Origin of the sequence: Pseudomonas sp. SLFW (genome assembly GCF_009905615.1) — a bacterium.
Taxonomy (GTDB): domain Bacteria; phylum Pseudomonadota; class Gammaproteobacteria; order Pseudomonadales; family Pseudomonadaceae; genus Aquipseudomonas; species Aquipseudomonas bambusae.
The window spans coordinates 109,214-132,783 of sequence record NZ_JAAAKW010000006.1; the positions used below are offsets into that span (position 1 = coordinate 109,214).

At 59.7% G+C, this 23,570-nt stretch carries 20 protein-coding genes and 1 pseudogene; 12 read left to right on the plus strand and 9 right to left on the minus strand.

The genetic code is table 11. The features are described 5' to 3' along the window. Window positions 1-410 precede the first annotated feature (410 nt). Window positions 411-2,588: a malate synthase G gene (locus GVN17_RS12860; RefSeq protein ID WP_166595651.1), complete on the plus strand. Its 2,178-nt coding sequence runs from the start codon at window positions 411-413 to the stop codon at window positions 2,586-2,588. Between the two features lie 241 nt (window positions 2,589-2,829). Here GVN17_RS12860 and GVN17_RS12865 read toward each other — a convergent pair whose 3' ends face one another. Next, the gene (locus tag GVN17_RS12865) at window positions 2,830-3,276 is read right to left on the minus strand and encodes a response regulator (RefSeq protein WP_166595652.1); all 447 of its coding nucleotides are present in this window, start codon (window positions 3,274-3,276) and stop codon (window positions 2,830-2,832) included. A gap of 226 nt (window positions 3,277-3,502) precedes the next feature. Between GVN17_RS12865 and GVN17_RS12870 the strand changes: the two genes are divergently transcribed. From GVN17_RS12870 to GVN17_RS12905, 8 genes are all read left to right on the plus strand, one after another. Continuing rightward, window positions 3,503-5,437 (plus strand): putative nucleotidyltransferase substrate binding domain-containing protein, encoded by a 1,935-nt coding sequence (locus GVN17_RS12870; protein WP_166595653.1) that lies wholly within the window; start codon window positions 3,503-3,505, stop codon window positions 5,435-5,437. A 10-nt stretch (window positions 5,438-5,447) separates the two neighbouring features. Further along, on the plus strand, window positions 5,448-6,167 hold the full coding sequence (locus GVN17_RS12875) for a PolC-type DNA polymerase III (RefSeq protein WP_166595654.1): 720 nt from the start codon (window positions 5,448-5,450) through the stop codon (window positions 6,165-6,167). A gap of 418 nt (window positions 6,168-6,585) precedes the next feature. Then, complete coding sequence (locus GVN17_RS12880) at window positions 6,586-7,104, plus strand: RNA polymerase sigma factor (protein WP_166595655.1); 519 nt, start codon at window positions 6,586-6,588, stop codon at window positions 7,102-7,104. Between the two features lie 2 nt (window positions 7,105-7,106). Next, complete coding sequence (locus tag GVN17_RS12885) at window positions 7,107-8,090, plus strand: FecR family protein (RefSeq protein WP_166595888.1); 984 nt, start codon at window positions 7,107-7,109, stop codon at window positions 8,088-8,090. Between the two features lie 153 nt (window positions 8,091-8,243). Further along, a complete protein-coding gene (locus tag GVN17_RS12890; RefSeq protein WP_166595656.1) occupies window positions 8,244-10,679 on the plus strand; it encodes a TonB-dependent siderophore receptor in 2,436 nt (811 codons plus the stop codon). A gap of 83 nt (window positions 10,680-10,762) precedes the next feature. Then, a complete protein-coding gene (locus GVN17_RS12895) occupies window positions 10,763-11,896 on the plus strand; it encodes a PepSY domain-containing protein (RefSeq protein ID WP_166595657.1) in 1,134 nt (377 codons plus the stop codon). Then, a complete protein-coding gene (locus GVN17_RS12900; protein WP_166595658.1) occupies window positions 11,893-12,084 on the plus strand; it encodes a hypothetical protein in 192 nt (63 codons plus the stop codon). The genes GVN17_RS12895 and GVN17_RS12900 overlap by 4 nt, the downstream gene beginning before the upstream one ends. A gap of 98 nt (window positions 12,085-12,182) precedes the next feature. Further along, window positions 12,183-12,797: a glutathione S-transferase family protein gene (locus GVN17_RS12905; RefSeq protein ID WP_166595889.1), complete on the plus strand. Its 615-nt coding sequence runs from the start codon at window positions 12,183-12,185 to the stop codon at window positions 12,795-12,797. A 196-nt stretch (window positions 12,798-12,993) separates the two neighbouring features. On the opposite strand, the gene creD is transcribed toward GVN17_RS12905, so the two are convergent. The 4 genes from creD to GVN17_RS12925 form a co-directional block, all read right to left on the minus strand. Continuing rightward, window positions 12,994-14,367, minus strand: a complete 1,374-nt coding sequence (gene creD, locus GVN17_RS12910) for a cell envelope integrity protein CreD (protein WP_166595659.1) — start codon at window positions 14,365-14,367, stop codon at window positions 12,994-12,996. An 87-nt stretch (window positions 14,368-14,454) separates the two neighbouring features. Continuing rightward, window positions 14,455-15,870, minus strand: a complete 1,416-nt coding sequence (gene creC, locus GVN17_RS12915) for a two-component system sensor histidine kinase CreC (RefSeq protein WP_166595660.1) — start codon at window positions 15,868-15,870, stop codon at window positions 14,455-14,457. Next, a complete protein-coding gene (gene creB / locus GVN17_RS12920; RefSeq protein ID WP_166595661.1) occupies window positions 15,870-16,553 on the minus strand; it encodes a two-component system response regulator CreB in 684 nt (227 codons plus the stop codon). Before creB ends, creC begins: the two co-directional genes overlap by 1 nt. Before the next feature lie 76 nt (window positions 16,554-16,629). Further along, complete coding sequence (locus tag GVN17_RS12925; RefSeq protein ID WP_166595662.1) at window positions 16,630-17,130, minus strand: ATP-dependent zinc protease; 501 nt, start codon at window positions 17,128-17,130, stop codon at window positions 16,630-16,632. Between the two features lie 195 nt (window positions 17,131-17,325). Between GVN17_RS12925 and GVN17_RS12930 the strand changes: the two genes are divergently transcribed. Next, the gene (locus tag GVN17_RS12930; protein ID WP_166595663.1) at window positions 17,326-18,219 is read left to right on the plus strand and encodes an acyltransferase; all 894 of its coding nucleotides are present in this window, start codon (window positions 17,326-17,328) and stop codon (window positions 18,217-18,219) included. A gap of 4 nt (window positions 18,220-18,223) precedes the next feature. Here the strand turns inward: GVN17_RS12930 and GVN17_RS12935 are convergent. After that, window positions 18,224-19,141: pseudogene (locus GVN17_RS12935) on the minus strand (Abi family protein). A 319-nt stretch (window positions 19,142-19,460) separates the two neighbouring features. Next, window positions 19,461-20,009, minus strand: coding sequence for a DUF2780 domain-containing protein (locus GVN17_RS12940; protein ID WP_166595890.1), 549 nt, complete (start codon window positions 20,007-20,009; stop codon window positions 19,461-19,463). Between the two features lie 243 nt (window positions 20,010-20,252). Here GVN17_RS12940 and GVN17_RS12945 point away from each other — a divergent pair, with 243 nt between their 5' ends. After that, window positions 20,253-20,891, plus strand: a complete 639-nt coding sequence (locus GVN17_RS12945) for a sigma-70 family RNA polymerase sigma factor (RefSeq protein WP_371928539.1) — start codon at window positions 20,253-20,255, stop codon at window positions 20,889-20,891. Further along, window positions 20,888-21,562 (plus strand): anti-sigma factor domain-containing protein, encoded by a 675-nt coding sequence (locus tag GVN17_RS12950; RefSeq protein ID WP_166595665.1) that lies wholly within the window; start codon window positions 20,888-20,890, stop codon window positions 21,560-21,562. Before GVN17_RS12945 ends, GVN17_RS12950 begins: the two co-directional genes overlap by 4 nt. A 7-nt stretch (window positions 21,563-21,569) precedes the next feature. On the opposite strand, the gene GVN17_RS12955 is transcribed toward GVN17_RS12950, so the two are convergent. Together GVN17_RS12955 and GVN17_RS12960 are read right to left on the minus strand one after the other, a co-directional pair. Beyond that, window positions 21,570-22,226, minus strand: coding sequence for a DUF1190 domain-containing protein (locus GVN17_RS12955; RefSeq protein ID WP_166595666.1), 657 nt, complete (start codon window positions 22,224-22,226; stop codon window positions 21,570-21,572). Window positions 22,227-22,412: 186 nt separating this feature from the next. Beyond that, entirely contained in the window at window positions 22,413-23,567 is a 1,155-nt protein-coding gene (locus GVN17_RS12960; protein WP_166595667.1) for a glutathionylspermidine synthase family protein, read from the minus strand. Window positions 23,568-23,570: the final 3 nt, after the last annotated feature.

Here is a 23,570-nt window from a genome sequence, read left to right on the forward strand (position 1 = left end):
GTCCGCTGGCCGAACCTCGGCGCCTGCGCGGCTGCCCGGCAAGTATAGGCAAGGGCTGGAGGAGCGCCTGAATGCTTCCTCCGGAAACGATTTGTGTACCGTTTTTATAATTATCTGGAACAATTCGCCTATTTTTTGAGAACATATGTAACCCCAGCGTGACCATTTGCGGAAAACCAGTCGTTCGGTGACATATTTAGTCTGATTTTCACGCCGCAACTCATCATGTAGTATTCCGCCGCGTCCACTACATAAACGTTGGGATGATGCCTGACTCGGCATTCCTGCTCGTCAATCCTTACGCCCAGCCGCCTGCGAAGGCATGTTCTGGCGAGGGTGAGCAGCGATGTCGGTGGCTTTAACAAGAAAGCGCCAAGAGGCGCGGATAGCTGAGCAGAGTGAGGCAAGCAATGACTGAACACGTTCAAGTCGGTGGCCTTAAGGTCGCCAAGATCCTTCTGGATTTCGTGAACAACGAAGCCGTCCCCGGAACCGGTATTGAAGCCTCGGCGTTCTGGGCCGGTGCCGACGCGCTCATCCACGAGCTGGCACCGAAGAACAAAGCCCTGCTCGCCAAACGTGACGACTTCCAGGCGCGCATCGATGCCTGGCACCAGTCCAATGCGGGCAAGGTCCACGACGCCGTTGCTTACAAGGCGTTCCTGCAGGAAATCGGTTATCTGCTGCCAGAAGCGGCGGACTTCCAGATCACGACGCAAAACGTCGATGAAGAAATCGCCTCCATGGCCGGCCCGCAACTGGTGGTCCCGGTGATGAACGCCCGCTTCGCGTTGAATGCTTCGAACGCCCGCTGGGGTTCGCTGTACGACGCGCTGTATGGCACAGACGCCATCTCCGAAGCCAACGGCGCTGAAAAAGGCAAAGGCTACAACAAGGTCCGCGGCGACAAGGTCATCGCCTTCGCCCGAGCCTTCCTGGACGAGGCGGCGCCACTGGCCGCGGGCTCCCACGTTGATTCCACCAGCTATAAGATCGTCGACGGCGTTTTGATCGTCGGCCTGAAAGGCGGCAGCAACACCGGCCTGCGTGACGACGCGCAACTGATCGGCTTCCAGGGCGACGCCTCGGCACCGACCGCCCTCCTGCTCAAGCACAACGGCCTGCACTTCGAAATCCAGATCGACGCCACCAGCCCTGTCGGCCAGACCGACGCAGCGGGCATCAAAGACGTGCTGATGGAAGCCGCGCTGACCACCATCATGGACTGCGAAGACTCCATCGCGGCCGTCGATGCTGACGACAAAGTCGTGGTCTACCGCAATTGGCTGGGCCTGATGAAAGGCGATCTGTCTGAAGAAGTCACCAAGGGCGGCGCCAGCTTTACCCGCACCATGAACCCGGACCGCGTCTACACCTCACCAAAAGGCGAGCCGGTGACGCTGCACGGCCGTTCGCTGCTGTTCGTGCGCAACGTCGGTCACCTGATGACCATCGACGCCATCCTCGACAATCAGGGCAATGAGGTGCCGGAAGGCATTCTCGACGGCCTGCTGACCAGCCTCGCGGCGATCCACAACCTCAAGGGCAACACCTCGCGCGCCAATAGCCGCGCAGGCTCGCTGTACATCGTCAAACCGAAGATGCACGGCCCCGAAGAAGTGGCATTCACAAACGAGCTGTTCGGTCGCATCGAAGATGTGCTGAGCCTGCCGCGCAACACGCTGAAAGTCGGGATCATGGACGAGGAACGCCGTACGACAGTGAACCTCAAGGCGTGCATCAAAGCGGCCAGCGAGCGCGTGGTGTTCATCAACACCGGCTTCCTGGACCGCACTGGCGACGAGATTCACACTTCCATGGAAGCAGGCCCCGTCGTGCGCAAGGCGCAGATGAAGGCTGAAAAATGGATCGGTGCCTACGAGAACTCCAACGTCGATATTGGCTTGAAGTGCGGCCTGCAAGGGCGCGCGCAAATCGGTAAAGGGATGTGGGCCATGCCGGATTTGATGGCCGCGATGCTGGAGCAGAAAATCGCTCACCCGCTGGCCGGTGCCAACACGGCATGGGTCCCGTCGCCAACTGCGGCCGCCCTGCATGCGCTGCACTATCACAAGGTCGATGTGTTCGCCCGTCAGGCCGAACTGGCTCAACGTGCACCGGCGTCGGTCGATGACATTCTGACCATCCCGCTGGCGCCGAACACGAACTGGACGCCTGAGGAGATCCAGAACGAGCTGGACAACAACTCCCAGGGCATCCTCGGCTACGTGGTGCGCTGGATCGATCAGGGTGTGGGTTGCTCGAAGGTGCCGGATATAAATGACGTTGGCCTGATGGAAGACCGCGCGACACTGCGAATCTCCAGTCAGCACATTGCCAACTGGCTGCGTCATGGCGTTGTGAGCGAGGCGCAGGTGCTGGAAAGCCTCAAGCGCATGGCGCCGGTGGTGGACCGTCAGAACGCCAGCGATGCGCTGTACCGCCCACTGGCACCGGACTTCGACAGCAACATCGCCTTCCAGGCAGCGGTCGAACTGGTGATTGAAGGCACAAAACAGCCGAACGGCTATACCGAGCCGGTGCTGCACCGCCGTCGCCGGGAGTTCAAGGCGAAGAACGGGCTGTAAAAGGGCGCCAAACCAAAAAGGCGGTGTGTCGCAGGACACACCGCCTTTTTTATTCCCATCGTTAGGCGGTCGCTCTGACGAATGCAGGTCAACCTGTGAGCGAAATCATTCGCGAGAGGCCGGCACATTCGAAGCGTCTCCATCGAATGTGAAATTGCTTCGCGAATGAATTCGCTCCCACAGAGTCCGGCAGCACCTCAATACTTGAGTCGTTCTCGCCTACAAAGGGAACTCTCCACCTTCACGACATCCCCAATTCCCGCTTCACCAGCCTCAACAGCTGCTTGGTGTTAATCGGCTTGAGCAGAAAATCCACGACACTCAGGTGCATCGCGTCGATGGCGTCGCGCACATGGGCGTCGCCCGAGACGATGATGATCGGCAAGGCAGCGCGGTCGGAATCCCTGACCTGTCGAATCAGATCCAGCCCGTCGCACGGCGCCATCCGCAGATCGGTGATCAGCAGCGCAATGGACGGTCGGGTTTGCAGCAGGTGCATGGCACTGGTCCCGCCTGCGGCGGTAATGCAGCTGATGTCGTTGAGGCTGAGGATCTCGGCAAGAATTTCCCGAGCATCCTTGTCGTCATCGACGATCAATACCCGTTGTGGCGATTGTGATGGCGGCGCCATCATGACCTCATTGAGGGCTTCGCGCTCTTCATCACTCAAAATGTCGTGATCGAACATACCCGTCTCATTTTCCCGTCGACTTCATTCTGACAGCGCAAACAGACTGAATACGCTGCGCACTTTGTCGGCTTCATGCCTGGCCATTTCGGCCACCTGCGTGATGCGGTTTTACACCACGCTCCCTCGCACTCCAACGCCTTTTATGCGACCTAAGACTTACGTCCAATGGGCACTGCCCGATAAGCGGTCGACCATGGAGCCATAAAAACAAGCGGTATCGGTCATGAGCAAAGCGGACGCTTTCACCCAGGCAGGCAAGACAGCCGTGCTGCAAAACATTCACGGCACGATGCAGTTCCTGCAAAAATTCCCGCCATTCAATCAGATGGAAAGCGCCCACCTTGCCTATCTGGTGGAACAGTGCCAGCTGCGTTTCTACGCTACGGATGAGAGCATCATCAAGCCTGGCGATGGGCCAGTAGAGCACTTCTATATCGTCAAACAGGGTCGCGTCGTCGGGGAACGCCCGCATTCCGCGAAGGGCGGCACCGAAACCACCTTTGAAATCACCACCGGCGAATGTTTCCCCCTCGCCGCCCTGCTGGGCGAACGGGCCACGCGCACCGAGCATCTGGCGGCCGAAGACACGTTCTGCCTGCAACTGAACAAACAGGCTTTCATCAAACTCTTCGCGCTCTCCAGCGTCTTTCGAGATTTTGCGTTGCGGGGCGTCAGCAGCTTGCTTGAACAGGTGAATCAGCAAGTAAAGCAGAAGGCCGTGGAAACACTCGGCACGCAATACTCGTTGAACACCCGCCTGGGCGAATTGGCGATGCGTCACCCCGTAACCTGCTCGCCGGACACCCCGCTGCGCGAAGCCGTGAAGCAGATGGATGAACAACAGGTCGGCAGCATCGTGATCGTTGATGAAGACAAAGCGCCCTTGGGGATTTTCACGCTGCGCGACTTGCGCCAAGTGGTCGCCGACGTGAACGCTGACTTCGGCGGGCCGATCCGGCACAGCATGATCCAGGCGCCCTTCTATTTAAGTCCCGACGCCAGCGCCTTCGACGCCGCCATTGCCATGACCGAGCGGCACATTGCCCATGTGTGTCTGGTCAAGGATCAGCGCCTGTGCGGCGTGGTCTCCGAGCGCGATTTGTTCTCCCTGCAACGGGTGGACCTGGTGCACTTGGCGCGGACCATTCGCAGCGCCCCGCGTATCGATTCGCTGAGCAACATGCGCGGCGACATCGTGCAACTCGTGGATCGCATGCTGGCCCACGGCGCCTCGTCGACACAGATCACCCAGATCATCACGCTGCTCAACGACCACATGGTCTGCCGGGTCATCGAGCTGACGCTGGAAGAAAAAGGCGACCCCGGCGTGCCGTTCAGTTGGCTGTGTTTCGGCAGCGAAGGCCGCCGCGAACAGACGCTGTACACCGATCAGGACAACGGCATTCTGTTCGAAGCCAAGGACGCCGCCGAAGCCGCTGAAATACGCGGGCGTCTGCTGCCGATTGCCGAACGCATCAACCAGAGTCTGGCGCTGTGCGGCTTTGCGCTGTGCAAGGGCGGGATCATGGCCAGCAACCCCGAGCTTTGCCTGTCTCGGGTCGAATGGGCGCGGCGGTTTGGCGCGTTCATTCGCGAGGCAACGCCGGAAAACCTGCTGTCTTCCAGCATTTATTTCGACCTGCGGGTGGTCTGGGGCGACGAAAGCGGTGGCGAGCAATTGCGCCAGAGCATTCTGGCTCAAGTGGCCGACAACAAACTCTTCCAGCGCATGCTGGCCGACAACGCGTTGCGCCAGCGGCCTCCAGTCGGGCGCTTCAAGGATTTCGTTGTGGCGCGCAAAGGCAGCGAAAAGGACACGCTGGACCTCAAGACCCAAGGCCTGACTCCCTTCGTCGACGGCGCACGGCTGCTGGCATTGGCGAACGGCATCGCCGCCAACAACACCCTCGAACGGCTGCGCCAACTGGTCACGAAGGAAGTGATCGACCCCCTGGACGGCGCGGCGTATGAAGAGGCCTATCACTTCATTCAGCAAACCAGAATGCAGCAGCACCAACAGCAGAGCCGACAAAACCTGCCGTATTCAAACCGGATCGACCCGGATGTGCTCAATCATCTGGATCGTCGCATCCTGCGCGAGTCGTTCCGACAGGCACAGCGCCTGCAATCCAGTCTGACCCTCCGTTACCAACTCTAAGCGACTTGCCATGAACCTGTTCCAGTGGCTCAAGCCACCCAAACGCACCAAGGCGCCTGATCTCACTGCCGAACAGACAGAGCGGTTAAGCAACCTCCCCCGAGCTGCTGCGTTGAGTGCTGATTCGCTGCGCACGCAACGCTGGGTAGTGATGGACCTTGAGACCAGCGGCCTGAACATGAGCCGCGACGAAGTGCTGTCGATTGGCGCGGTGGTGATCGAAGACGGCGCCATCGACCTGGGTCAGCAATTCGAGCGCACCCTGCTGCGCCCCGATCACAAACTCAGTCCCAGCGTGTTGATCCACGGTTTGGGGCCGAGTGCGATTGCGGCGGGCAGCGAGCCGGTCGAAGCACTGCTGGATTTCATGGACTTCGTGGGAGACAGCCCAATGCTGGCGTTTCATGCGCCCTTCGACCAGCACATGCTCGGGCGCGCATTAAAGGAAAGCCTCGGCTACAAGCTGCAGCACCCGTTTTTAGACGTGGCGGACATCGCACCCCTGCTTTGTCCCCAAGCCTGTTTGCGGCAGGCGGGGCTGGACGACTGGACCGGCTTTTTCGGACTGCATGCCGAGGAGCGCCATCACGCCAGTGCCGACGCGCTCGTCACGGCCGAACTGGCGCTGATCCTGATGAGCCATGCGCGACGGCAGGAAATGGACAGTCCATTGCTGCTTGAGCAAGGTCTGGCGAAGTGGCGGCGTCGGCAGCAGTCGCATTCTTTTTGAGTGAGAACACGTCGCCTGGCTGAACAGGTGCTTCCCTGTGAGAGCGAATTCATTCGCGAAAGATGTTTCAGACGATAAAGAAGGTCGGATCTACCACCGCCTTGCGAATGAATTCGCTCCTACAGTTCGTTTCGCACATCCTCTCTCGCCATTTCCTACAGCAACCACCGCCGCATCGTTGCTCCCCCTGTGGGAGCGAATTCATTCGCGAAAGATACTTCAGACGATAGAGAAGGTCTGGATGTACCACCGCCTCGCGAATGAGTTCGCTCCTACCGTTCGTTTCGCACATCCTCTCTCGCCATTTCCTACAGCAACCGTTTAGCCCAATCCGCTCGGCGCCAATTGCCAGCACCGACGCGCTCTGACACAATCGCGAATAATTCTCGTTAGTTACTTTGTTCTCTTCGGTGCGTACGTGTCGTCACTCCAAAGTCCTCAACATCAGCTTGTCGGAACGCTCTATCGCGACCATCGCAGCTGGTTGCTGGCCTGGCTGAAGCGCAACGTCGCCTGCCCGCACCGTGCCGAGGACTTGAGCCAGGACACCTTCATTCGCCTTCTGGGGCGCGAGCAACTGGAAGTGCCGCGCGAACCCAGGGCATTTCTCGTGCAGGTCGCCAAGGGTCTGCTGTTCGATTACTTCCGACGTGCAGCGCTGGAACAGGCCTACCTCAGTGAGTTGATGCTGATTCCCGAAGCCGAACACCCTTCGCTCGAAGACCAGCAACTGATCCTCGAAGACCTCAAAGCCATCGACCGCATGCTCGGCAAGCTGTCGAGCAAGGCGCGGGCAGCGTTCCTCTATAACCGTCTGGATGGCCTGAGCCACGCAGAAATTGCTGAGAAAGTGGGGGTCTCCATCCCTCGCGTCCGGCAATACCTCGCCCAAGGCATGCGTCAGTGCTATGTCGCCCTCTATGGCGAGCCGACATGAGCATTCCGACGCGCCCGGTTTCATCGCACGTGCTGGACGCCGCGATCGCCTGGCAGCTTTGCCTGGACTGCGGACAAGGCAGCGAAGCCGAGCGGGAAGAGTTTGCCAAATGGTACGCCGCCAGCGAAGAACACGCCCGGGCATGGTCGCAACTGGGCATGCTCGATCAGCGATTCGTACGCGCCACCGGGCCTGCCCGTTCGGCGCTTCTGCGTTCGCGTGAAGGCGTTGGCCGACAGATGCGCAAAGTCGGTCGCGGGGTAGCGGGTTTTGTCCTTGCTCTTGGTTTGACGCTGTTCTTGGGGGACCGCTTTTTACCGATGAATTATTGGCTGGCGGACCAACGCACCGCGACCGGCGAGCAGCGCACCATTCGGCTTTCAGACAACACTCTCATTCGACTCAACACCCATAGCGCTTTGGACGTGAAGTTCGACGCCAAACAACGTCGGGTCATTCTTCAGGAAGGCGAAATCTTCGTCGAAACCGGCAGCCACGAAGACCCACGGCCTTTTATCGTCGAAACCGACGAAGGCCAGATGCGGGCGCTGGGTACGAAATTTCTGGTCAAGCGCCGGGACGACGGCACCTTGGTGAGCGTGCTGCAATCCGCCGTGGCGGCTCATCCCCAGGCGTCCGACAACGAGATGATTTTGCGTGAGGGTCAGCAAATGCTGATCCAGCGCCACAGCCTGGGGCCGATGGTCGCGATTGCGCCCGGTGCAGACGCGTGGATGCGCGGCATGCTCGTGGTGGACAACGCCGCGCTCAAGGACGTCATCGCGGAAATTGGCCGATACAGGGCAGGTTTTTTGAGCGTGGCGCCGGAAGTGGCTGATCTGAGAATCACCGGCAGCTTCCCGCTGAACGACACCGACCTCGCCCTGAAGGCCCTGATGCCCACCCTGCCCGTGGCCATCGAAGCGCGCACGCACTGGTGGGTGACGGTGGTGGCCAATGATGCGAGGCAGACCCGCAAGCTGTAGGTCAAAGGCAATTCGCTTTCACAGGGCTTAGCCTTTGTACACCTGGTGAACCTGCGAAATTGTAAATCTAAATTATTTTCGATTCGGCCCTATCACTTTTGAAATCTCGTGCGGCACATAGGCATTGAGAACAATTCCACTCAGGAGCCGCCCATGTCCCGCACGCTTCAAACCCTTCTGCGACCGAGCTTGTTGGCTGTCGCCGTTGCTCTGACCGTTCCGTTGGCAAGCACGCACGTCATGGCCGCCTCGCAGGCGTCCAGCGTTCGTCCGTACAACCTGCCTGCGGCATCGCTGTCCACGACTCTGACCCAGATTGCCAGCCAGGCGGGCGTCGCGCTGTCGCTGGACCCGTCGCTGGCAGCGGGTCGCACGTCGGCGCCGGTTCAGGGTCAGTTCGATGCGCCGGGCGCCATGGCCCAGGCGTTGCGTGGCACGGGCCTGCAACTGAGCCAGACGTCAGCGGGCACGTACAGCGTGATCGCCGCGCCAGAAGGCGTGATGGCGCTTCCGGAAACCAGCATTCAAGGTCGCCAGGACGGGTTTGAAAGCGCATGGGGTCCGGCTGAGGGTTATGCCGCCACTCGCACCGCTGCGGGCACCAAAACGGATACCGCGCTGGCCGAGGCACCGCGTTCTATCTCCGTTGCCACGCGCCAGCAAATGCAGGACCGCGCCGTTCAAAACCTCGACGACGCCGTGCGTTACATGCCGGGGGTGGTCGCCAGCAGCTACGGCAGCGACAGCCGCGCAGAATGGCTGAAAATCCGCGGTTTCGAGCCGACCCAGTTCCTCGATGGCCTGCCGCTGCCGAAAGGCGCCTACGTCATGCCGAAAATGGAAACCTGGGACCTGGAGCGCGTTGCCGTGCTGCGCGGCCCGGCCTCTTCGGTTTACGGCCAAACGCCTCCGGGCGGCATGATCGACATGGTCAGTCGTCGCCCGCAAGCTGAAGCCAGCCATGAGATTCAGGCTCAGGTCGGCAGCTACAACCGCAAGCAGATCAGCTTCGACAGCACCGGCAAAATCGACGACGCGGACACGTTTGAATACCGCGTCAGCGGTGTGGTCCGCGACAGCGGCACGACCGTCGATCACATTGACGACAAGCGCTACAACATTGCGCCGAGCCTGACGTGGAACATCAACCCGGACACCAAGCTGACGTTCCTCAGCCAGTTCAACCGCGACGATACCGGCAGCACCAGCCAGTTCTTGCCGATCCAGGGCACCAAATACCCGTCGGCCGCCGGTCATGTGAAATACCACGAGAACCTGGGCGATCCGCACTGGGAAAACTACGACAAAACCTATTACGCACTGGGTTATGCCTTCGAAACGCGCCTGAACGACGTCTGGCAGTTCAAGCAAAACCTGCGCTACACGAAAAGTGATCTGGAATTCCACACCATTACCGCAGGCGGCTTCTTCGGCTCGGTGGCGGACGACGGCACACTTTCCCGCGGCGCCAACGTCGTGAACGAAGACATGAGCCAGTTTGCGCTGGACAACAACTTCCAGGCTGACTTCGACACTGGCGCGCTCAAGCACACCTTGCTGCTGGGGCTGGATTACCAGCGCATCAACCACAACTACAAGTGGTTGTTCGGCAGCGCGCCAAACAGCAACATCATCACGCCGATCTATGGTCAGGACTTCAGCAAAGTCGCTTACACGGCGTTCCAGAACTACAACCAGAAAACGGACGACGTCGGTGCCTACTTTCAGGACCAGATGGCCCTGGACAACTGGCGCCTGACCCTGGGCGGTCGTCAAGACCTGCTCAAGACCGAGTCCAAGTTCTACAACACCAATCAGTCTGATGACCGCACCGACAGCGCCTTCACCGGCAACGCGGCACTGAGCTATGTCTTCGACTCGGGCTTTACTCCTTACGTTTCCTACGCCGAGTCGTTCCAGGCAGAACAAGGTGGCGCCAATGGCAACGCCTTCAAGCCGGGCACTGGCAAGCAGTACGAAGCGGGGATCAAGTACCAGCCTCCGGGCACCGACCTGCTGTTCACAGCCGCTGCTTACGACCTGACCCGTCGCGACATCGTGCTGAGCGACACACTGGGCGTGCAGCGTCCTCTGGGTGAAGCGAAAGTACGGGGTTTCGAACTGGAAGCCGTCGGTAACGTCACCGACAACCTGAAAGTGACCGCGTCGTACACCTACGCCAACAGCAAGATGACCAAAGTTACCGATCCGCTGGACAAGAACCGTCCACTGCCGCTGACGCCTGAAAACGCTGCTTCCATCTGGGGCGACTACACCTGGCATACCGGGCTGCTCGACGGCTTCGGTCTGGGCTTCGGTGCACGCTACATCGGCGAAACCGACAACATTGCCATTGGCAGCTACGGCTTCGTTGCTGACTCGAACTACGGTCACAGCAATGCGTACACCGTTTATGACGCCGCCGTTCACTACGACCTCGGTCGCATGAGCAACTCCCTCAAAGGCGTGAGCGTCTCGGTGAACGCGAACAACGTGTTCGACAAGGAATACATTTCCACGTGCGACGGCTTCTATTGCTACTTCGGTGATCGCCGCAGCGTGCTCGCAAGCGTGGACTACAAATGGTAATCGTTTAAACTCTCGAAACTGTACAACAAGGGCCGCTCGCAACAGCGGCCCTTTTGCTTTCGCTTAAACCCGGTACCCGCCCCATGAAGAGCCAAACCATCCGCCGCTGGTCGTTCATCCACACGTGGAGCAGCCTGATTTGCACGCTGTTTCTGCTGATGCTGTCGATCACCGGCCTGCCGCTGGTGTTTCATCATGAGATCGATCACCTGCTCGGCGATGCCCCTGAAATCAAGGAAATGCCCGCCGATACGCCGCGCATGGACCTCCAGCAACTGGTAAAAGCCGCCGAAGCCCATCGCCCCGGCGAGGTCGTCCAATACTTCGGCTGGGACGAAGACGAGCCCAACGGCATCTATGCGTACATGGGCAAGACAGCGGGTGGCGACCCCAACGATACCCATACTTTCATGCTCGACGCCCGCACCGGCGAAGCGGTTGAAACACCGTCAGCCAACGGCGGTTTCATGATGGTGATGCTGCGTTTGCATGTGGACATGTACGCCGGGCTGCCCGGAAAGCTGCTACTCGCCTTCATGGGGCTGCTTTTTGTATTAGCGATTATTTCAGGCGTAGTGCTGTATGCGCCGTTCATGCGCCGACTGGATTTCGCCACCGTGCGCCCGAACAAATCGACGCGCGTGCGCTGGCTCGATCTGCACAACCTCATTGGTGTAGTGACCCTGACGTGGGCCACCGTGGTCGGCATCACCGGCGTGCTCAACGCCTGCGCAGACCTGGTGATCGCGCAATGGCGCAACGACTCACTCGCCGCGATGGTCGCGCCCTACAAGGACGCCCCGCCGCTGACCGACCGCGCACCCGCCACGCGCTTACTGGACATCGCCAAGACCACGGTGCCGGGCGCTGAGCCTTCGTTTATCGCGTTTCCCGGCTCGCGCTTTTCCAGCGAGCACCACTACTCAGTGTTCATGAAGGGCGACACGCACCTGACCTCGCACTTGCTGACACCCGTGCTGATCGACGCGAAAGACCTGACCGTCACGGCCATCGTCAGTAGCCCGTGGTACATGGACGCGCTACTGCTGTCGCAACCGCTCCACTTCGGCGATTACGGCGGCATGCCGATGAAAATCCTGTGGGGCGTGCTGGATGTGCTGACCATCATCGTGCTGGGCAGCGGCGTGTACCTGTGGTGGGTGCGGCGTAAAGCGGCGACAACGGCCAATGTTCGTCAGGCAGTGGAGGCAGCATGACCCGGCAGAGGAAGCATTCGGGGTTCTGGAAGACTTTCGCCAAACCGACATGGATCGCCGCGCTCACCGCCGCCGGCCTGTTCGCCGCGCTGATGGGTGATGGCGCGTGGGACGTGCTGTCATGGGTCGGCATGGGCATTCCGGCCTGGTTAAGCCTCAAGGGATTGATGGTGCGGCGACGGGCTTGACTGCCGATCCAGCGAAACCCGGTCGAACATTGCGCGGGGCACTGGCCCTGACTAGTCTTAGGGCCAGTTCGCTCAGAGGAATGTCCATGTCCCCCAGCATGACGCTGTATTTCAACCCGGCCTCGCCGTTCTCGCGCAAGGTGCTGATTCTGCTCCACGAAACGGGACAGACAGGGAGAGTCCACCTCAAACCGGTCAATGTCACGCCCGTCAATCCCAATGCCGAGGTGTGTCACGACAACCCTTCCGGCAAAATCCCCGCGCTGGTCCTCGCTGACGACAATGTCATCCACGACAGCCGGGTGATCCTCGACTATCTGGACCATCAACACGTCGGTAACCCGCTGATCCCCCGCGAAGGCCCGTCGCGCTGGCGACGCTTGACACTGGCGTCACTGGCCGACGCGATTCTCGACGCAGCTGTATTGATCCGCTACGAGACCTTTCTTCGCCCCGAGGAGAAACAGTGGAATGACTGGCTCGAAAACCAGAGCGAAAAAATCGCCCGATCGCTTTCCTATTTCGAAACCGAAGCGGTAACTGAGCTGAGTGCGCGTTTCGACATCGCGTCGATCAGCCTCGCCAGCGGGTTGGGCTATCTGGACTTCCGCCAACCCGACCTGGGCTGGCGCAGCACCTATCCCCGCCTGGCCAGCTGGTATTACGAGGTCAGCCAGCGTCCATCGATGCTGGAGACCCAGCCACCCGCTTAGTCTTTCTGCAGCTCAAGCGGACCCTGTGGCAGCGAATTCATTCGCGAAGTAAGGTGGGGTCCACGCAAACCCGTCGGATGTCCCCGCCTCTCGCGTGTACATTCACTCCCACAGATATCCAGCGTCAGCCAACGGCCGATTTCCCTGGAAAGCCCACGGCCCATCCGCTGATCCTCCCGCAACCCTAGCCAGTGACTCATTGGGCCACCTCCGAGGAGGCTACGACGGGTTTGGCCGGTCGCTGAGCGATGGCGTACCAATCAAGTTTGCGGGTCAGCACCATGAACACCACCAACAAGCCGAACAGCAGCAACGAGCCCATCAGCAGTGCGTAATCCTCGGCGCTGAGCAACCCATAAAGCAGCGCGTACAACGTGCCCAGCCCAATGCCGAACCCCGTCCCATGCGCCACGCTACCCAGCACGTGGGAGACATAAAAGCTGATGAGCGCGACGCAGACCGTTGCCGAGATCAGATAGGCGACTCCAAAGCCGATGTGCTCCGACAGCGACAACAGCAACAGGTAAAACAGCGCCAGCGCCGCACCGACCAGGGCGTATTGAACCGGGTGCACGGCCAGCCCCTTGAGCACTTCGAACAGCAGGAAACAGGCAAACGTCAGGGCGATGAACAGCAGCGCGTATTTGATCGAGCGATCTGCCTTGAGGTATTGATCGACCGGCGAGATGAAGCTGACGCCAAAGCTGCGTGACGTGAGCTCAGTGCAGATTTTCGACGCCGGGCAGCGATTAAGAATGTCCTGCAAGTTGGTTGAGAAGAATGAGGTTTCCCAAGTGGCATTGAAATTTGTGTCGGACACGTTGCGAGCGCTGGGCAGGAAATTGCCGATGAAGCTGGGGTGCGGCCAATCCGCAGAAAGCTCCACGCGGCTGGATTTGCCGACGGGCGTGACCTGGAGCTGCCCGGTGCCTTGCAGGCGCAGGTCGAATGTGAACTTCAGCGTCGTCTTTTCGGCGCCGTTTTCTGTCGGCAGCATGACCCTGACGCCTTCGCCGAGCAGCGGAACATCGGTGCCCGGCACGAAATCGAATGTCTTGCCGTCAAGGTTCAGCTTCAGATCATTTTCGATGCCACGAACATCGCTGATACCCACCGCCAGGAACGGCTCGTCGAAATGGTAATTCTTGTATTCGTCGCCTAACCCGAAACGTTCAGGCAAAACGAAATTGCCCGCGATCGTGTTGGTCGCATGGTAGAGCCGCGCCTCGTAAATACCCCGAGCGCGCACCTCGGTCTGCACCTTGCCGTTGAGGGTGAATTCATCGGGGAGAAAATACAGCCGCCCTCGCTCTTCGACAGGCTCTTCGTAACGCTGTTGCGTGACCTCGCTGCGGCGAGACGCCTGAACGGTCCTGCGATACGGCACGATCAGCACGGGGCCGGTCAGTTGCTGGCTATAACTGGAACTGCGAGCGATGTCGTGGATCACAACGTTGCGCCGACTCTGCCGGTCCTGAATGATCCCGTTGATCATCATCAGCGGGATCAACAAGAGCAGCATCAGCAGCCCGATCATCCCCAGTTTGTACAACGACACGCCTTTGTTCATGTGACTCTCCCGGTTTTCGATAGGAAGAGTGTGAGAAGCCCGTGTGGAGGAATGATGGGGTGAATGTGGAGTTTGTGTGGAGATCGGCTACAGAAGAACGCTCACCAGAACGCCGCCTTCAACATTTCCAATGTGCAGTTCACCGCCGTGCAGCTGCACCACTTCCTCAACGAAATTGAGTCCAAGCCCCGTGCTTTTACGGCCGCTGTCAGGCCTTGGCAGTGAATAAAAGCGCTCACTCAGGCGAGGCAGTGCGTAGTCGGGAATGGCTTCGGCGCTGTTGAACAGACTGACACGCAGCCGCTCACCCTCTCGCTCGGCAGAGAAGCGCAATGTGCCCTCGCCCGGAGTGAAGTCCAGCGCGTTCTCCACCAGATTGGCGAACGCCTGACGTAACAGAAAACGTTCGCCCGTGACGCTGACGTCCGGCCCAATCGACTGCTCGATCTTCAGCCGTTTGCGCTCAATGCGCCCACTTTGAGCCGCGAGAACGTCATCGATCAATTCCGCAACAGGTACGCTGACAGACTCTTCCAGCGCCTGGCGTTGCTCGACCATCGCCAGGTTCAGGAGTCGCTCGATCAACTGCTGCATCCGTGCGCTCTCGTTGTCGATGTTGCTGATGAAACGCCGACGTTGCTCGGAGGGCATGTCTTCGTGAAGTAACTCCGCTGCCCCACGGATGGCCGCCAACGGGCTTTTCAGCTCGTGAGTCAGCGTATGCACATACCGTTCGACGTAGGCCTTGCCCTCAAGCTGTGTGCGCATGTGCTCCACCGCGTGTGAGAGTTGCGCCAGCTCGCCGCCCCGGTAATGCGGCAGCTCGGCGCGTCGCCCTTCACTCACAGCCTGCGCGTAGCTCGTCAGCCGGCGTAAGGAGTGGCTCAGCCAACTCGACAGCAGCGCGGCGAATAACAGCCCCAACACCACCAGCCCCGCGCCGTACCAGAGCAAGCGTCGCTCGGTCCGGTCCACATAGGGTTGCAGCGAGCTGTTAGGTTTGGCGACGGTCACGACGCCGATGATCTGGCCGCCGTCACGAATCGGCGCGCCGACGTGCATCACGGACGAGTCCGGGTTGTGTGGATCGAGGCGTGTCGAACGCGCGCCGTACTCGCCTCGCAAGGTCAGGTAGACGTCGTTCCAGCGCGAGTAATCCTGCCCCACCGCTTCGCCGCTGGAGTCGAGCAGCACGATGCCTTTGGCGTCGGTCACGTAAACCCGGTTGTTGACCTGATTCTTCGGCAAGCCCCAGATCGTCGCGCCCGGCTGACGCAGACCGTAGGCCTTCAACACCTCGGGGAAATGGCTCTGGCTCAAAGTGCCGTTCTTGACGTCCTCACGCAGCACTTCGGCCAGCAGGTTGGCCGTGTCGACCAAGGTTTCCTCTGTGGACTGACGAACGCCGGGACGGACTTCCTTCATCACGGTACTGAGCACGAAATAGCCGGTCAGGCCGATGAACAGCGCATAGACCAGAAAAATCCGGATGCTCAGGCGCATCAGCTACGCTCCGGGCTGTAGCTGTACCCCAAGCCACGATGGGTCTGGATCGGCTCCGCATCGGGCGCAATCATGCGCAGTTTGGCGCGCACGCTCTTGATGTGACTGTCGATGCTGCGCTCATAGCCCGCATCGCTAGGCACGCCCAACGCGTCGAGCAATTGCTCGCGACTGAATACCCGCTGGGGTTGTTCCAGCAAGCACTGCAACAGCCGAAATTCGTGACGCGTGAGGCCAAGCGGTTGCCCGCGATAGGTGATGAGCACGCGATCCGCGTCGATCAAAAAATGACCATTGCTGGAGGCCGAGGGATCGATGCGTGGTGACATACGCTTGAGAATCGCCCGAACCCGCGCGGTGACTTCCCGGGGGCTGAAAGGCTTGACGACGTAATCGTCCGCGCCGATTTCAAGCCCCACCACCCGGTCGATTTCACCATCGCGAGCACTCAGAAACATCACCGGCACTTCGGTGAAACGGCGCAGTTGCTTGCAGGTTTCGAAGCCGCTGATATCGGGCAAACCGATGTCGAGGATGACCAGATCGGCGGGGGTCGCGCGCTGATACTCGACGGCCGCCAGCCCCAGCGTCTGCCACGTGGTGGTGAAACCCTCGCCCTGCAAGGCATAGACGAGGGTATCGGCGATGGCGGCTTCATCTTCGACAATCAGAATGTGGGGCATGGCATCCGAGCACTTGGCGTAAAGCCGGAACGGTGCCGGATATCAGGTCCGCACGTCAATCGGCGCTACGGCTACATCAGCACTCGGGCTTGTCGGCGGTGTAACGACGGGCCGGGTTCACGGCCGCGCCGAATTCACGCAAGGCCTTGGCGCCGATCAGTAACGGGTAGTTGAAATGGCTTCGGTCTACAAGGTTCACCTCGACGGTGCGCTTGACGTTGCCGAGGCACAGCTCCAGGTCCACCACCGGGCGTTTGGTCGGATCGACCGGCTCATCGTCATCATCGCCATCGGACCGGCCTTTGATGCGGCTGATGCGCGACACCTTGTGTTCGTAGACCTTGTTATCAGCGTCTTTGGTGGCCAGACGGAAGCGCACCCAGTCATCGCCATCACGCTTGAACAGCTCGATGTCCTTGGCCGACAACGAGGCAGTGAGCGCGCCGGTGTCCATCTTGGCCTTGAAGGTTTCGCCGAACTCCGAAACCTGAATGTACTCGTAGCGACCGTACAACGTCGGTTCGGCGGCCATGACAGGCAACGCCAGCAGAGACAGAAGCGCCAGAAGGGATTTCACGTAACAGGTTCCTCGCAATGGGGTGGGCGTTGCACGAGCCCGATTTTAGACCGCAACTTTGGGGTTCGTTCGCTTACAAAGAAAGAAGTCAGGCTATAGATAACCGAGTGAAACATTTGTCAGCGCTGGCCGGATTTGGCTACCTGAACCAAGCTGCTTATCATGCCCACCCCTGCCCTCGACCCTGAGTGATTTATGCGTCACCTGCTCACCGGAATTGCTGTCACGCTCCTGCTTCTGCTCAACACCCTGGTGCTGTTCGGGCCATTGATGGTCTTCGCGCTGCTGAAACTGGTGTTCCAGAGCGAGATGCGAGACCGCTGTTCGTGGGCGGTGATGTGGATTGCCGAGACGTGGGCCGAGGTCAATAAGCTGATCTTCAAGCTATGCATTCCGACGCGCTGGGAGATCAACGGCGACCAGGGCCTGCGCGACGACACGTCGTATCTGGTGATCAGCAATCATCAATCGTGGGTCGACATTCCGGCGCTGGTGCAGGCGTTGAATCGCCGGACGCCGTTCTTCAAATTCTTTCTCAAGAAAGAGCTGGTCTGGGTGCCGTTTCTCGGTCTCGCGTGGTGGGCGCTCGACTACCCGTTCATGAAGCGCTACACCAAGGCGTTCCTGGCGAAGAATCCCGAGCTGAAAGGCAAAGACCTGGAAATCACCAAGGAGGCCTGCGAGCTGTACAAGCGCCAGCCCGTCACCATCGTGAATTACCTGGAAGGCACGCGTTTCACACCCGCCAAACACGCGGAACAGGCGTCGCCCCACTCCTACCTGCTCCGCCCCAAGGCCGGTGGCGTGGCCTTCGTGCTGGCCGCGATGGGTGAACAGCTGGACGCCGTGCTGGACGTCACCGTCGTGTACCCCGGCGACCGCATTCCCGGTTTTTGGGACTTGATCTCAGGGCAAGTGCCAAGGGTCATCATCGACATCAAAACCCGAGAACTCGACCCCGCCCTGTGGCGAGGCGATTACGAAAACGACCCGGTGTTTCGCGAATACGTGCAGGACTGGGTGAACCGGCTGTGGAACGAGAAAAACGCGAGGATTGCTGAGTTGCGTGGGGATCACGCTAAGAACTGATGCATCACCCCCCGAACGATGAACGCGGAAATCCGGCCTCACTGGCGAACCCCATCGCCTTGAATGTACAACCAGGCATCAACGGCTTTTTATCGATCAGATCGGCGACGTCATTTATCCATGTGGAGGCTGGGGCGATTGTGCGTAAGAGATACCCAATAATTGCCACAAGACCGAACAACCTTTTGAGCGCATGTTGATCCAGATTCAGCGCTTGGAAATAGGGATCATCCGGAACTGCCAGTGGGTTTGGTGAGGCCTGATTCCAAATACGGGCATGATGCGCGCATCGGTTGCGTAGATGACTGATCTGCTGCAACCAGCGGCTTAACATTTTTGCGTTGGTCACCCCCAAACGCGCAAGGATGAAGTTCTGATACCGGTGACCCAGCAACTCGAAAAATTCTGAAAGATCCCCGAAATCCCACGCCTCTACCGCCACCCAAACAGGAATGGACTTGCCAGCCTGCCTATGCCAGCGAATGCAGTCCTCTCGGCTACGAGCAATGTGCGACTCTTGTTTGCGCCGCCACTATTCCCATTTGTTGCGCTCGTTGCCGCGAGAGTCTGTGTAAAACAAGGTCCATTTGCGCAGCACAAAGCGCTGATCGACGTAAGCCATCGGGCCGTGATAACCCACCTCGTGCGCCATCAGGGTCTTGAGATGAACCTCGAGGCGCTCGATCGCGTCCAGCATCAGCAGCCGCAGCCGCTTATCGAATTGATAAAGGCTCACCACGTTATCGAAGGAAGTTCCCGATTGAAACGCCTCCAGCCGGACGGGCCTGCCTGTTACCTCACATGTTTCAGATCTGGAGCCGTTCATCTTGAAGGTGCGAGCGGGGTACCAGAATCCGCTCAGTCGGTAATAGCCCAACTGAGCAAGCTTGCGGTGCGCACGATGCCGATCATTGATAACCATGCCGCGCTCGGCCAACAGTCAACCAACCGCGCATACGTACAAAAAGGTTTGGGAGGCGCTAGCTTCGACAACGTCCATGTCTCAAAAATAAGAAGGCCCGAACGTAATGCCGGACTAAGCCAGCACCAGAGGATCGGGCGCAATTGAGGCGTATGTTCACGCTGGCAGCATGTTACGTCAACGGCCAAACTGACCAATCTGGTAATGGTCAGGCGTCACTGAAATAGCCAACGCATTGATCGCCAAGCCGTATCGGCCGCTGAAGCGTATCGTTAAATTCTTTTGTTTCAGGGCGTTAATCGGGTCAGGACTGATCCGATCATTTCGCCCCCCACACCCCACCCAACGCCGACAGCGCCGAGCCGCTTGCGCCTTGCTGACTCAGGTATTGCAGGATCACCGGGACGAACTGGCCGACCATGTTGCCGTCCATGCCCAGTGCGCCGAAGGCTTTGGTCACGTCGCCCATGCTTTGCACGTTGCCCAGTGCGTTGTTGACGGCCGATTGGCTACCGGAGTTGCCGAGCATGCCGCCCAACCCGCCGAGGCTGCCGAGTGCAGAGGTGCCGGCGAGTTGATCAAGGCCGGGGACGGACTGGCTCAGTTGCGAGTAGTCATTGCCAGAGAGCTTGTTCTTGGCCAGACCCAGCAGTGCGCCGGTGCCGCCGACGGCTTGCTGCGGGGTGACGTTCAGTTGGGTGCCGAGCGTGTTGAGCAGTCCGGCAGCCTCAGGGGCTGCGGTGGCTTTCTGCTGGCCGCCGGTGGCGCCGGAAACAGCGTTGGCGGCGTCGTTCAGGTTGAAAGCGAAAACCGGGGTTGCCGCCAGTGCCATCAGGGTCGCCAGAATAGCGCCGCGTGCGTTTTTCAGTGATACGTTCATTGAGCCAACCTCACATGCAAAAGAACCGGCCGGGGCCGGCGTAACTCCGCGTTGGACCGCTGCCCCGATGGAAGTTCAAACCCGCCAGAATCCGCAGAGCCTGCGAAATATCTGCGTTTGCCGTGCATCCAGTTGATCCGCCGCGACGTATCCCCTGCATGGACGAAAACGCGCGCACTGTCCTGCCCGATGGGCGGTGGCGCTCCCGATTCCTTTTCGCGAGTAAAAACGGTGAATGGAACTGCGGCTCAACCTGGACTAATCTGCCAGCATTCTGGCCACCTGCGTGGCCGTCGCCGAACCCATGCCGGGAGCACGCTTATCTCTTCTGTCGACGCCGATGAACTCCGGCAACTGCTGGCGCAATGTTCGCTGGGCAATCGCCGGGCGTTCGAAACCCTCTACCGCAAGGTGTCCGGCCAATTGTTCGCAGTGGCGTTGCGTTGCATGGGCCATCGCGATCAGGCCGAGGATGTGTTGCAGGAAGCCTTCGTGCGGATCTGGAACAGCGCGTCGCAATACGAGCCGAGCCTCTCGGCGCCGATGACCTGGATGGTCAGCATCACGCGCAACAAGGCCATCGACCAACTGCGCAAACACCGTGAAGACCCGCTGACCGACGAGCAAGTGCAAGCCCTGTTCGATGAGGCGCCATCGGCTCATGAGCAGATGGAAAGCCTGCGCGATGCCACGGCGCTGCGTCGCTGCCTCGACACCTTGGAAGGCATGCAGCGCCAGTCGATTATCACCGCGTATTTTCACGGCGCATCCCACGGGGATCTGGTCACGCAACTGGCCGCGCCGCTGGGCACGGTCAAATCGTGGATTCGCCGCGGCATGGAGCGTCTGCGCAGGTGCCTTGAATCATGAATTACCTCCAGCCTGAATTGCGCCGTGCCCTCGCCGCCGACTACGCCATCGGCCTGATGCCCTCGACCGCCCGCAGGCGCTTCGAAAGCCTGCTGCTGGACGACCCCAATCTGCGCGCTGAAGTCGCTCAGTGGCAGGAAAGCCTGATCGGGCTGACGACTGAGTTGCGGCCAGAACCAGTGCCTGATCGCGTGTGGCAACAGATCGTCGCGCGCATCGAGCCGCAGCGTCTGCACGTGCCGGAAAAACGCTCGTTCTGGAGCTGGATACGCGTGGCCGCTGTCGCCTGCTCGCTGTTGGTCGCGATCATCGTGGGCGTGATCTACACCCGCGACAAACCGGACTTCAACGCCACACTGGTGGCCAACGACCAACAGCCGGCCCTGACCGTTCAGGCGTTCGAACGCTATCTGAAAGTCGAGCCAGTGGCCGTAGCCTCGGTCGATCCGGGCCGCAGTCTGGAGCTGTGGGCGATTCCGCTGGATGGCGTGCCTGTCTCGCTGGGCGTGATTCCCGACGACGGCAAAGGACGCGTGGACTTGAGCGATGCTCAGCGCAAGTTGCTGAGCGGACAAACGACGATGGCGATTACGCTGGAGCCGAAAGGAGGCTCGCCGTCAGGCAAACCAACCGGACCGATTCTGTACAAAGGCCAGTTGGCGTCGCTGTAAGCGCGGCTTAGGGAATCGCAACGTCAATCAGGCGTTGCGGCTCGAAAAACCGCGCCAACTGACGGGTCCATAACACCGAACCCGACTGGACTGGCGGGCGTTTGCTGAAGGCGTTGGCGAAGCGCTCCCCATTGCGCAGTTTTTCTCGCAGGCTCGTCAGGCGAGCGCCGCCCTGATGATCACGCTCCCAGTACAGCGGCTCACTGAAGTAACGCACCCGTCTCGCAGGCTCCGGTGCCTCACCGACGCCCTGCAATCGCTGCGACCACGACTGACTGACGTTAGCGAACCGTTCATGCCCTTTGGTGGTCGGCAATTGCGCCTGGGTGATCAGGGAGAAGCCTGAAAGCCAGGGCGTCCACAGACGTGACACGCCACCGACAAAACATTCCCCCGGAACGAAATCGGCCTCACAGCTGGCTTCGTCGTGATAAGCCGGTGCGATTCGAACGTGCTGGCGGTAGGCAGAGCGATAACCGGATTGGCAAATCTGCGCAGGCACACCCGCCCACTGGCAGGCGTTGGCGTTTTCGAAGAAGACCACTGAGGAAATCCAGCGCGGCGCTTGCGCGTCCGAATCCGCCTTGGCCAACACGGCGGGCACGGCAATCAACCCGATGCCAATCCCCACGATAAACCCCGCTTTCAACGCCCCCATCGACATGCTGCATCCGCACCCAGAAAAAACCGGGCAGACAAATAGCACGCGATCACACCTCTAGAAACAAGCGGGAATAGAAATCAAAAATTCCCCAGGCAATCACAGAAACGCCTTACATCGCCCAGGGCTTCGCCCTACGCCAGACGTAAAAAAGGCGACCCGAAGGTCGCCCTGTTCAGTCATCCGCAATCATCGAATGATGTGCGGCAGAAAGCGGCTGGTGTCCTTGGTAATCAACGAATCATCCTCGCGAATGCCGATCCCGGCAGGCTGATCGCCAATCATCCAGCTGCCGATGACGGTGTAATGGCCCTCGAAACAGGGCAGCGGGTGAAATTTCTGCAGCACGCTCGGGCCTGAGCCATAAGGGCCGTTCTGATAAACCCTGCGGCCATTGTCTGTGCGGATGTCGATGTTGGCGCCTTCGCGGGAGAAGAACGGTTTGCGCACCCAGCCGTTGGCCAGTGGCTGAGTCGGATCGGCGTCGAAGAAGGTCGGCAGCAGGTTCGGATGCCCTTCGTGCAATTCCCACAGCAGCGCCAGCGCGCCTTTGTTCGAGAGGATCGACTTCCACGCAGGCTCGATGAACAGCGTGCCACTCTTCTCGATGGCAGCACCGAATTCCTCCTGAAACATGTGCTCCCACGGGTACAGTTTGAACAGCGTGCGGATCGGTGCGTTCGACTCATCGACGAATGTGCCGCGCGTGTCCAGGCCGATGTCTTCGATGTCGATCAGGTGGGTCTGTAGCCCGGCTTCACGGGCGATGTCTCGCAAGTATTCCACCGTGCCACGATCCTCGACCGAGCCTTTCACGGACGAGAAATAAAACGGGGTTTCGATGAACAAGCCGCGAAACAGATCAGTCAGCTTTTCTTCCAGGCTGTTGAACTGATCCGACTCAGAGGGCAGTTGGCCACGCTGAATCTGCTGGTCGAGCCACAGGTACTGAAAGATGCTCGCTTCGTACAACGACGTCGGCGTGTCGTAGTTGGTCTCCAACAACTTTGCCGGACCGTGGCCGTCGTAGCTGAGGTCCATGCGGCCATATAAATGAGGCTGCCGTTCCTTCCACGAACGCCGAACGAAGTCGCGGTACTGCGCAGGGATCGCCAGTTTTTCGAGCCATTGCTCGCTGTCTACCACCCGTGCGACGAGGTCCAGGCACATCTCATGGATTTCCCGCGTGGGGTCCTCCAGGTCGTTCTCGATCTGCGCCAGCGAGAACTGGTAATACGCAGACTCGTCCCAATAGGGCTCGCCGTCGAACGTGTGGAAACCAAAGCCAAACTGCTCAGCGGTCTCTCGCCAGTCCGGGCGCGGGGCGATTCGGATTCTTTTCATCGA